General features: G+C 53.0%; 13 protein-coding genes. 1 reads left to right on the top strand and 12 read right to left on the bottom strand.

The window, feature by feature from the left end:
* Positions 1-126: 126 nt before the first annotated feature.
* The 11 genes from ytvI to CV944_RS15415 form a co-directional block, all read right to left on the bottom strand.
* A complete protein-coding gene (gene ytvI / locus CV944_RS15465; RefSeq protein ID WP_100659095.1) occupies positions 127-1,152 on the bottom strand; it encodes a sporulation integral membrane protein YtvI in 1,026 nt (341 codons plus the stop codon).
* A 133-nt stretch (positions 1,153-1,285) separates the two neighbouring features.
* On the bottom strand, positions 1,286-2,554 hold the full coding sequence (locus tag CV944_RS15460; protein ID WP_100664494.1) for a cation:dicarboxylate symporter family transporter: 1,269 nt from the start codon (positions 2,552-2,554) through the stop codon (positions 1,286-1,288).
* A 207-nt stretch (positions 2,555-2,761) separates the two neighbouring features.
* A complete protein-coding gene (gene sigK, locus CV944_RS15455) occupies positions 2,762-3,475 on the bottom strand; it encodes an RNA polymerase sporulation sigma factor SigK (RefSeq protein WP_100659096.1) in 714 nt (237 codons plus the stop codon).
* A 218-nt stretch (positions 3,476-3,693) separates the two neighbouring features.
* Positions 3,694-3,849: a hypothetical protein gene (locus tag CV944_RS17360; protein WP_157807503.1), complete on the bottom strand. Its 156-nt coding sequence runs from the start codon at positions 3,847-3,849 to the stop codon at positions 3,694-3,696.
* A gap of 168 nt (positions 3,850-4,017) precedes the next feature.
* Positions 4,018-4,161, bottom strand: coding sequence for a YrzI family small protein (locus CV944_RS15445; RefSeq protein ID WP_100659097.1), 144 nt, complete (start codon positions 4,159-4,161; stop codon positions 4,018-4,020).
* Positions 4,162-4,439: 278 nt separating this feature from the next.
* Positions 4,440-4,682, bottom strand: coding sequence for a hypothetical protein (locus tag CV944_RS15440; protein WP_100664493.1), 243 nt, complete (start codon positions 4,680-4,682; stop codon positions 4,440-4,442).
* Positions 4,675-4,920, bottom strand: a complete 246-nt coding sequence (locus CV944_RS15435; RefSeq protein ID WP_044743315.1) for a YrhC family protein — start codon at positions 4,918-4,920, stop codon at positions 4,675-4,677. Before CV944_RS15435 ends, CV944_RS15440 begins: the two co-directional genes overlap by 8 nt.
* 62 nt (positions 4,921-4,982) lie before the next feature.
* Complete coding sequence (locus CV944_RS15430) at positions 4,983-6,116, bottom strand: bifunctional cystathionine gamma-lyase/homocysteine desulfhydrase (RefSeq protein WP_033011952.1); 1,134 nt, start codon at positions 6,114-6,116, stop codon at positions 4,983-4,985.
* 1 nt (position 6,117) lies between these two features.
* Entirely contained in the window at positions 6,118-7,041 is a 924-nt protein-coding gene (locus CV944_RS15425) for a PLP-dependent cysteine synthase family protein (RefSeq protein WP_033011950.1), read from the bottom strand.
* A 57-nt stretch (positions 7,042-7,098) separates the two neighbouring features.
* Complete coding sequence (gene mtnN / locus CV944_RS15420; protein WP_061580799.1) at positions 7,099-7,803, bottom strand: 5'-methylthioadenosine/S-adenosylhomocysteine nucleosidase; 705 nt, start codon at positions 7,801-7,803, stop codon at positions 7,099-7,101.
* Between the two features lie 14 nt (positions 7,804-7,817).
* Positions 7,818-8,465, bottom strand: coding sequence for a class I SAM-dependent methyltransferase (locus CV944_RS15415; RefSeq protein WP_100659098.1), 648 nt, complete (start codon positions 8,463-8,465; stop codon positions 7,818-7,820).
* A 204-nt stretch (positions 8,466-8,669) separates the two neighbouring features.
* Here CV944_RS15415 and CV944_RS15410 point away from each other — a divergent pair, with 204 nt between their 5' ends.
* Positions 8,670-9,299 carry a YrrS family protein gene (locus tag CV944_RS15410; RefSeq protein WP_094239001.1) on the top strand — a complete coding sequence of 210 codons (630 nt, stop codon included), beginning with the start codon at positions 8,670-8,672 and terminating at the stop codon, positions 9,297-9,299.
* 44 nt (positions 9,300-9,343) lie between these two features.
* Here the strand turns inward: CV944_RS15410 and CV944_RS15405 are convergent, their stop codons facing one another.
* Positions 9,344-9,553: a YrzA family protein gene (locus CV944_RS15405; RefSeq protein ID WP_063165193.1), complete on the bottom strand. Its 210-nt coding sequence runs from the start codon at positions 9,551-9,553 to the stop codon at positions 9,344-9,346.
* Positions 9,554-9,659 lie beyond the last annotated feature (106 nt).

Here is a 9,659-nt window from a genome sequence, read left to right as displayed (position 1 = left end):
ATCCTATTTTCAGCAAAATATAGTTAAGGCGATTCATCTCCCACTTACTCCGCTTCGCTTCGTTGAAGTGGGAGTCTTCTCGCCTAATTAAGATAAAAAAGAAAAGGCCGACGGCGGGCAACCTGTTCACAGCTTGATCGTCCACTTAATTACCCCGGCCTTGGCAAGCGCCTCGATCAAAATGACAACGACCGGCCCGACAAACAGCCCGATAAAGCCAAGCAGTTGGAAGCCGAGGTAGACGCTGACGAGCGCCGCAAGCGGGGAAATGCCCAAATTGGTGGAAAACACTTTCGGCTCGATGATCCGCCGCACGACAGTGATGACGATAAACAGCACAATCAGCCCGACGCCAAGCGTATTGTCGCCGTTCGCCATGCTGATGATGCCCCACGGAACAAGCACTGAGCCGGTCCCCAAAATCGGCAAAATGTCGACGATGACGATGACGAGCGCCATCAAGGCAGCGTAATCAATGCCGAGCACGAGCAACCCGGCCAGCGCGAGAAAAAACGTCACCAGGCTGAGCAAAAATTGCGCTTTAATAAAGCCGATCCCCGCCTTGCTCAGCTGGGCGATGACCATCCCGAGCCGCTGGCGGGTGCGCTCTGACAAATAGCGGCTGATCGACTGTTTCATTCGCGGCAAGTCGAGCGAAATGAGAAACAATGCGACCAAATAGACTAAAAAGTGAATGAAAAACGCCGGGATGGCGGTGATATAATGAACGAGCGACTGCGTCAAATTCGTCGCAAACGACAGCAGCATCTGTTGCACCGTGCGCACGCCGCGCTCGAGCGAATCAATGATTTCCTGGGGGATCGAACTTGAATACGACCGCCACGTTTCGATGAGGCGGTTGAACACTTTTGTCGCCTCGCTCAGCACGTACGGAAGGTTTTGCGAGAGCGCCATCACTTGCTGAACCAAAATGACAACTAAAAAATAAAGCGAAAACCCAAGGATTACCAAAAAGAGTGAAAAAATCGCCGTTACGGCGTGCGCGCGCTTCAGCCGATACTGGTCTTGCAGGCGGCGGATAGGCGGCTCCAACAAGAGGGCGGTGGCAAGCGCCAGCAGGAGCGGCACGCTGTACGGCAGCAGCCATAAACAGATCGCCGACAAAAACGCAATGATGATCCAACGTTTCACATGCGTCCCTCATTTAATCAAGATTTGTCAAAATGATGTTCCACTATAAATATAGCGAACACACTGCGGGCCGGCAACTGTTTTTGCGCATAAAGCGAAACAGCGGCTGAACGATCAGCCGCTGTTTTCCCGGTCAGGCGCTTTGCTGGCGCAGTTCGGCAATATATTGTTTCCCTTGTTCTTCGTTATATTGCCCTTCCCATTTCGACATGACGACCGCTGCCAGCGAGTTGCCGATAACATTCACAACGGTGCGCGCCATATCCAAAATGCGGTCAATGCCGGCGATAAACGCCAATCCTTCGACCGGAATGCCGACTGTGCCGAGCGTCGCCAACAACACGACGAACGAAACGCCCGGGACGCCGGCGATTCCTTTGGACGTCACCATCAAGACGAGTACGAGCGAAATTTGTTGCGACAGCGGCATGTCAATGCCATAGAGTTGGGCGATAAATACAGCCGCCAGCGCCTGATACAACGTCGACCCATCCAAGTTGAACGAATAGCCGGTCGGAACGACAAACGAGGTGACAGCCTTCGGGCAACCGAACCTCTCCATTTTTTCCATAATTTTCGGGAGCACCGTCTCCGAACTCGACGTGCTATAGGCAAGCACGAGCTCATCTTTTAAGATTTTAATAATATGAAAGATATTCACACCTACCAATTTCGCGGTGCCGCCGAGCACAACGAGCACGAAAAAGGCCATCACTGCGTAAACGAGCACAACAAGCTTGCTGAGCGGAAGAAGTGAAGCGACGCCAAATTTCGACACCGTCACCCCGATCAAGGCAAAGACGCCGAACGGCGCAAACTTCATCACTTGGTTTGTCACGTAAAACATCGCTTCCGCCGTTCCTTGGAAAAAGCGAAGCACCGGTTTTCCTTTTTCGCCGATCGCGGCTACACCCAATCCGAACATGACCGAGAAGAAAATGATCGGCAACATGTTTCCTGTCGCGAGGGATTCAAACACATTTTTCGGCACGATGTTGACGAATGTCTCGACCATCGAATGGTGCTGCACTTCATTCGTCGTATCAATGTATGATTGAATATCGGTTTTCTCAAGCGATTTTATATTGACGCCGGCGCCTGGTTGGAACACGTTTGCTGCCAAGAGGCCAACGACAATCGCAATCGTCGTGATAATCTCGAAATAAAGGATTGTTTTGCCGCCCAGCTTCCCGAGCTTTTTCACATCGCCGACATTGGCGACGCCGACAATTAAGCTCGAGACGACAATCGGAATCACGATCATCTTAATGAGACGGAGAAAAATGTCCCCGATCGGCTGCAAATACGCTGCTACGTTCGGGTTTCCGTAAAAAACGGCTCCGACGATAATCCCGAGAATAAGACCGATCAAAATCTGCCATGCCAACCCGATCTTTCTCATCATGTTCCGCCTCCTTTAGACAATTTTAGACAAAAAGCGACAAAATTATTTTACTATTAAAAATAAAATCTGTCAATACTTTTGAATGAAACCGCTTTGTTGCAAGGAACTATCAATATATTTTGTTTTTTTATAATAATTTAAATACTTGTATCGTTGGCAAAAGAAAACAGGCCGCCGGTCAGGCGCCTGCCTCATTCCCGAATTTCATGATCGCCGCTTTTCTTTTTCCTGCCGGTAAAACTCATGAAACATTTTCATTAATGCCCGTTTTTCGATGCGCGAGACGTAGCTTCTTGAGATGCCGAGCTCTTTGGCGATTTCACGCTGCGTTTTCTCCCGTTGCCGGCCGAGTCCAAACCGCTTGACGATCACTTCTTTTTCCCGCTCGTCTAGCACGCTGATGTATCGTTTCACTTGCTCAAGCTCCATGTTAAGCTGAATTTCGTCGACGATGTCTTGCTCTTCGGATTTCAAAATATCGAGCAGGCTGATTTCATTTCCTTCCTTATCTTGGCCGATCGGCTTGTGAAGAGAAACGTCCTTGCGTGTTTTTTTCAGTGAACGCAAATGCATCAAGATTTCGTTTTCAATGCATCGGGCCGCATATGTGGCCAACTTCGTCCCTTTCCCCGGCGAATAGCTTTCAATCGCCTTGATCAAGCCGATCGTCCCGATCGAAATTAAATCTTCCACTTCTTCTCCCGTATTTTCGAACTTTTTGACAATATGGGCGACAAGGCGCAAGTTATGTTCGATGAGCCGGTTGCGGGCTTGTTCGTCGCCTTTGGCCATTAACTCCAAGTATTTTTCCTCTTCTTTGGCGCTTAACGGCTGGGGAAACGCGTTGTTTTTAATGTACGAGACGAGAAACGTCAATTCTTTCAACAAAAACGCAAACGCTGAAAAAATGCCGGACATGCTCTCACCCCCGCCTGCTGTCGTCGGCGGAAACCGCCTTATCGTTATGTATATGCAGGGGCGTTGTTGTCCGTGTCTGGACAAAAAATTCAGCCGACCCCCTTAACGAGGCCGGCTGCGGGCAAACGTGCCACCCGTATCAGTGAACAAACACACTCATTTCTTGTGTTGCAGCTCGCCTGCTGTTCCCCTCCCATCCTAGACAGGCGCCCGCCTTGTTACACTCCTGCTTCGGCGCTCACTTCCGCAGCGACGACGAGCGCAATCGACGCCGTAATCACAACTGCCGTGACGATGGCGAACATCCCCGCTCCCTCCTTGGCCTTCTCGTTTATTTTTATTTTACCAAAGAAGACGGGGAACGCTTCCGCCACATTTTGAACAATTCATGAAATTCGACGATCAACAACAGCGCGCGGAGCACCGATCGCACTTTCGACTGAGTCAAGTGGAGTTTCCCCTTTGCTTTATCCACGTCACCAGCCATACGAGTACAATGGACATACATCGTCTCCCCTTTCATCCTTCATTGCTGAACATGTTTACAACAATCGTTGATGGAAAAAGCATTTGCGGTCAACAAGCTCCTCCTCGGCTGCACGCGCGAACCGCTCCTCTTCCCTGTTCCCCTGCCGCGGCTTTCTCCGCTCAATCGTGATCGTGAGAAAAAACAAATGGATCGTCATGCCTCCCCACCTCCTTTCCATGCAAAAAAACCGCAGAAGGAAAGCGCTTCTGCGGCTCAGTGTGCAAAAAGGCCGCAGAAAGCGAGACTACTCCCCTTCTGCGGCCTGATCGCTGTTTTTCGTCATCGGTGCACGTTCATTCCCGGTCGGCGGAAGGTCGAATAGCCATTTTCTGGAATAAATGCGCGAATGTTGACCACATCACCATTGTCATGATCTTCGACCTCCCCTCAGAAATGACGTTACGAAGGTAATTGTATCCAAAAACATTTCCATTGTCAACCATTTTTTATAAAAAACAAGCTCCCCTTTGACGGCAGCATGACGAAACCAAAATGAGGGGGCTGACCTAAAAGGCCGCCTGCCTTCAAGATCGTCACAACGATCGTGCAGCAGAAACAGCAAGCACATATATAGCAGCGAAAGAGGGTGTTCCAATCTTTTTGGAACACCCTCCTTTCTTCATTATCGCCAATCATAAGCGCAATGACGCTTTTCGTCGAGCCCCATTGATCATTCAAACCGGTCTTCCTCTTCCTCCAAGCGGCGGGCGCAAACGGCGGAGCGACGTGAACAGTACAAAGCCGCCATGAAACAGCCTCCAACCATCAGCAAGGCGAACGGTTTTTTCGCTGCCTCAAGCGCTCCCGGGATGATCGTCCCTAAATAGAAAAACACACCGAGCGAGAACAAGACAAGGCTGTACATCTTGAAATCGCCCGCCTTCGCCCGCAGCTCGTCTCGTTGCTGCTCGTTCAAGCCCGATCCCTCCTCTCCCCTTTCACTGTATCATACATGAACGGAAGGGAGGAGCGGCAATTTCAGCCAAGCGCCTGCGCCAAATCGTCGAGCAAATCGTTCACATCCTCAAGCCCGACGGACAGGCGGATGAGTCCGTCTGTAATACCGAGCTGTTCGCGCCTCTCTTTCGGAATCGAGGCGTGCGTCATTTTCCCCGGCAGCGAAATTAAACTTTCGACCGCCCCTAAGCTTTCGGCAAGCGTAAAGTAGCGTACGCGCGACAGCACGTTCTCCGCGCGCTCCAAGCTGCCGACATCAAACGAAATCATGCCGCCGAATCCACGCATTTGTTGTTTGGCCAGCTCATGGTTCGGATGATTTGGAAGGCCTGGATAATAGACGCGGGCAACGGACGTATGCTCGGCCAAAAAGGCGGCAATGGCGCGCGCGTTTCGTTCATGCTCTTCCATCCGCACGCCAAGCGTTTTGATCCCGCGCATAAGCAGCCACGAGTCTTGCGGGCCGAGCACGCCTCCGGTTGAATTTTGCACATAATGGAGCCGTTCGGCAAGCTCCGGCGTGCGGACAACCGCCAACCCGGCGACGACGTCGCTATGGCCGCCTAAATATTTCGTCGCGCTGTGGATGACGATATCGGCGCCAAGCGCAAGCGGTGTTTGAAAGTACGGAGTGGAAAACGTATTATCGACGATCAACAGCAGCCCGCGAGCACGGGCAATGGCGGCGGCGGCTTGCAAGTCAGTGATTTTCAAAAGCGGATTCGTCGGCGTTTCAACGTAAATCGCCTTCGTGTTTGGGCGAATATGCGCTTCAATGTTGGCGACATCGCTCGTGTCGACGAACGTCGCCTCAAGCCCGAACCGGTTCAGCACGTTCGTCATGACGCGGTACGTGCCGCCATAGACGTCGTCGGTCAGCACGATATGGTCGCCGTTTTGAAACAGCATCATGACAGCCGTAATGGCGGCCATGCCGGAAGCAAACGCAAACCCGGCTTCGCCGCCTTCAAGGTCGGCAATGAGCTTTTCGAGCGCCGCGCGCGTCGGATTGCCGGTGCGCGAGTATTCAAACCCTTTATGTTTGCCGACTTCCTCTTGTTTGTACGTGCTCACTTGATAAATTGGGACCGACACCGCCCCAGTGTACGGGTCGCCTGCGATGCCGCCATGGATGAGCATCGTCTTTCGTCTCATCTTATCGCCCACCTTCGTAAATGTTTTTGCTTAAATATCGCTCGCTCCCGTCGGGGAAAATGACAACGATGTTCGTCCCGGGCTTCGCTTGTTCCGCCTCGAGCAAAGCGGCATGAAACGCGGCGCCGGACGAGCTGCCGACAAGCAGCCCTTCCCGCCTTGCCAGCTCGCTGACGCGGCGGAAAGCGTCGTCGTCGGAAATCGTGTAAATAGCGTCAAAATACTCCGGATCCATAAACGGCGGCAAAAACTCCATGCCGATTCCTTCGGTTCGGTGCGGCCCCGGCTCGCCTCCGCCTAAAATGGATCCTTCCGGCTCAACGATGACCGTTTTAATGGCCGGATTTTTTTCTTTTAAAAACGTCGCCGTCCCCATGAACGTGCCGCCCGAACCAGCGCCGGCAACAAAAACGTCGATTTGTCCGCCCAAGTCGTCCCACAACTCCGGCCCGAGCGTTTTGTAATACGTCCTTGGGTTGGCCGGGTTTTCGAACTGCTGGGGGCAATAGGCGCCCGGAATCGTGCGGGCGAGCTCTTCGGCTTTGCGAATCGCCCCCTCCATCCCCTCTTCGGTCGGCGTATGGACAATTTGCGCCCCAAGCGCCTTCATCAGCTGCTGCTTTTCAACGCTGAATTTTTCCGGTACGCAAAAAATGACGTTGACGTTCTTGCCGATCGCCGCCAGCGCCAAGCCGATGCCGGTGTTGCCGGCCGTCGGCTCGATGATCGTGCCCCCTTCTTTTAGTTTTCCCGACGCGAACGCCTCCTCGAGCAGCTCTTGCCCGAGCCGGTCTTTAATGCTTCCGCCCGGGTTGAAATACTCGAGCTTCGCAAACAAACGGACGCCTTCCGGCAACGGAAAGCGTGTAATCTCGATGACCGGCGTATGGCCGATTAATTCATGAATGCTTTTTGCTACCCGCATCGTTGGTCACTCCATTCCTCACGCTCATTTGGCGGCGGGACGGCGGCGTTTTGGCGTTTATTTTCGCTTCTGCATGGCGGACAACACAGCCAACACCAGTTGTGCAGAGTGTTTCGCCGCCGTCTCCAAAAACTGTTCAAACGACACATCCGACTCTTGACCGGCAATATCGGACAGCGCCCGAATCACCACAAACGGCGTCCCAAACTGCACGCACACTTGGGCGATGGCGGCTGCCTCCATTTCGACGGCGCACAGCTCCGGAAACTGGCTGCGCACAAATTTGACGCGTTCCGGATCGTTCATAAACGAATCGCCAGTCGCGATCAAACCGACCGCCGCCTGCAAACCGTCAAGCCGCGCTGCTGCCTGCTTCGCCGCCTCAACAAGCGCCCCATCGGCCCGGTAGCGCGCCGGCAAGCCGGGCACTTGCCCGTAGGCGTAGCCAAACGCCGTCACATCAACGTCATGGTGGACGACCTCATCGGAAATGACGAGATCGCCGACGCGCAACGACGGCAAAAATCCGCCGGCCGAGCCGGTGTTGATGACGAAATCAGGGCGGAATCGGTCAAGCAAAAGCGTCGTTCCCATCGCCGCATTCACCTTGCCGATGCCGGACTTGAGCAGCACCACCTCGGCACCGTCAAGGCGGCCGGTGGAAAACTCGCATCCGGCGATCACCGTTTCCTCGCGCCCTTCCATGCGTGCGCGCAAAATGGCCACTTCTTCTTCCATTGCTCCAATGATGGCTGCCTTCATCGTTCTCCCTCTTTCTATGTCGGTTGTTTCACCGCCTCCATCACCCAGACGAACGCGTTTTGCTGCGCAAAGGAGACGGAAAAGCCATGGCTGGCAAACAGCGACGCCAATACGTCAAGTGTCGTGTAATATTCGCGCTCGAGATCGTCGGCCAAATCGTGGAAGCCGCGCGCCCGTGCGGCTTCGACAGCTTGGCGGAACGCCTTTTTGTCGCGAAACGCCGTATCGGCAAACACTATTTTACCACCAGTTTGGAGTAGTTGGCTATATTTGCCGAGCGCCTCGTCTTTTTCCTCATCCGTCAAATGGTGAAACGCGTACGTGCTGGCAATGGTGTCGACTGGCTCAGGAGGAACCGGAAATTGCAAAAAATCGCCGTCCATAATGACCGCCCGGCCGCCGAGCTTTTCCGTTGCTTTTTTCCTCATCGGCGCCGACGGCTCGATGCCGTATACCGTTTTGCCGCGCTCTAGCAGCTTTTTCGTCAAATTGCCGGTGCCGACGCCAAATTCAAGCACAACACGGCCGGCTTTATCAGCGACAGTGTTTAAAATGCGATCATAACCGGCAAACACATCGCGGTATTGCTCATCTCCCCCTTCGACTGATCGATCGTATGACTCCGCCCATTGCTCGAACAAATCAAGAAATTCCCTGCCCATATGGCCTCACTCCATAAAGTTTATAATTCCTATAAATATAGTATGCTTTAGGCGATAACCTGCTCCCACTGTACCATAACTTTTTCCGCCGTTCAATGATCGTGCTCGCTGTCATTTGTATTGTTCCCCATCGCCTCTTCCATTGCACGGGTGGATGGAAGCGGGAAAATTTGCTACACTGTCGATGAAAGGAGGGGGAGGCCGATGCAACAAACCGGAACACGTTTTGCCACCCGCGCCAAGCGGCGGAAAATCAACCGCTGGCTCAATGGAGCAATCGCCGTTGTGGTGTTGCTCATTCTCATTGTCGGTTGGAACATATTGTTCGGCGGCGAGCCGAGCCATAAAGCGGCGGATGCTGAGGCGAAGCCGGCTGCGGGGGCGGATGGGGCGAAGCGGGGCGAAATCGAAACGGGAGAACCGACCGCGCCGTCTGAAACGGAGGAAGCTGCTTCCGGGGACGAGTCCGAACCGGCTGAAGAGGAAGCCGAACAAGACGTGACGGCAACGCCGGGGCCGCCGGGGTCGAATATTGAAAAAGAAATCGTCAACCCGGCATGGCAGCCGGTCGGCACGACGCAATCAGAGCCGCATGAAACGGTGTTTAAAAAAGATTCGGTGGACTGGAAGGAAATGCTCGATGCGGTCAGCTATGCGACCGGCATCGCGCCGGACGATATGATCGTTTGGTTCATCGGCAACAATGGGCCGAACAAAGCGGTGGCGACGATTTCAACGAGAGACCAGACCGCCCATTACCGAGTGTATATTGAATGGGTGACGAATGAAGGATGGAAGCCGACGAAAGTGCAAAAGCTGCGGGAAAAACCGTAGCGATTTTTGAAGGGGAACAGGTGCCCGCTTAGAAGGGGCGCCTGTCATTTTTTTGCCTTAAAGTGGACGACGGCACTGTAAAACCGCTTCCCGTTTTCCATGACATGCATTTGGTGCGACACATGATGGACGGAAAGCAGCAGCGCTTTGTTATGCTCGATTTGCTCGTTGATTTTTTTTTCAAGCGTTCGCAAGTCGTCAGCTTCAAAAAACTCCACTTTGTCTTCAATCAAATCAAGGGAAATGTTCACCATGTCTTTGCCTCCCTCTAGAAATGTTGATTTATCAAGGCTTTTCGGCCCCTCAGGGGTGTCCAAAAAATATTTTTCGACAAAATCCCTTACATCCTTTTTCAGTTTT

Origin of the sequence: Geobacillus sp. WSUCF-018B, from assembly GCF_002809985.1 — a bacterium.
GTDB lineage: Bacteria > Bacillota > Bacilli > Bacillales > Anoxybacillaceae > Geobacillus > Geobacillus thermophilus.
Note: the sequence above shows the minus strand (reverse complement) of the source record. Positions and strands in the feature narration are given on the sequence as shown.

Excerpts from the sequence above, each read along its gene's own strand:
- CV944_RS15460 (WP_100664494.1), bottom strand. The coding sequence starts at position 2,554 with ATGAGAAAGATCGGGTTGGCATGGCAGATTTTGATCGGTCTTATTCTC.
- sigK (WP_100659096.1), bottom strand. The coding sequence starts at position 3,475 with ATGTCCGGCATTTTTTCAGCGTTTGCGTTTTTGTTGAAAGAATTGACG.
- CV944_RS15445 (WP_100659097.1), bottom strand. The coding sequence starts at position 4,161 with ATGACGATCCATTTGTTTTTTCTCACGATCACGATTGAGCGGAGAAAG.
- CV944_RS15430 (WP_033011952.1), bottom strand. The coding sequence starts at position 6,116 with ATGAGACGAAAGACGATGCTCATCCATGGCGGCATCGCAGGCGACCCG.
- CV944_RS15425 (WP_033011950.1), bottom strand. The coding sequence starts at position 7,041 with ATGCGGGTAGCAAAAAGCATTCATGAATTAATCGGCCATACGCCGGTC.
- mtnN (WP_061580799.1), bottom strand. The coding sequence starts at position 7,803 with ATGAAGGCAGCCATCATTGGAGCAATGGAAGAAGAAGTGGCCATTTTG.
- CV944_RS15415 (WP_100659098.1), bottom strand. The coding sequence starts at position 8,465 with ATGGGCAGGGAATTTCTTGATTTGTTCGAGCAATGGGCGGAGTCATAC.
- CV944_RS15410 (WP_094239001.1), top strand. The coding sequence starts at position 8,670 with ATGCAACAAACCGGAACACGTTTTGCCACCCGCGCCAAGCGGCGGAAA.
- CV944_RS15405 (WP_063165193.1), bottom strand. The coding sequence starts at position 9,553 with ATGGTGAACATTTCCCTTGATTTGATTGAAGACAAAGTGGAGTTTTTT.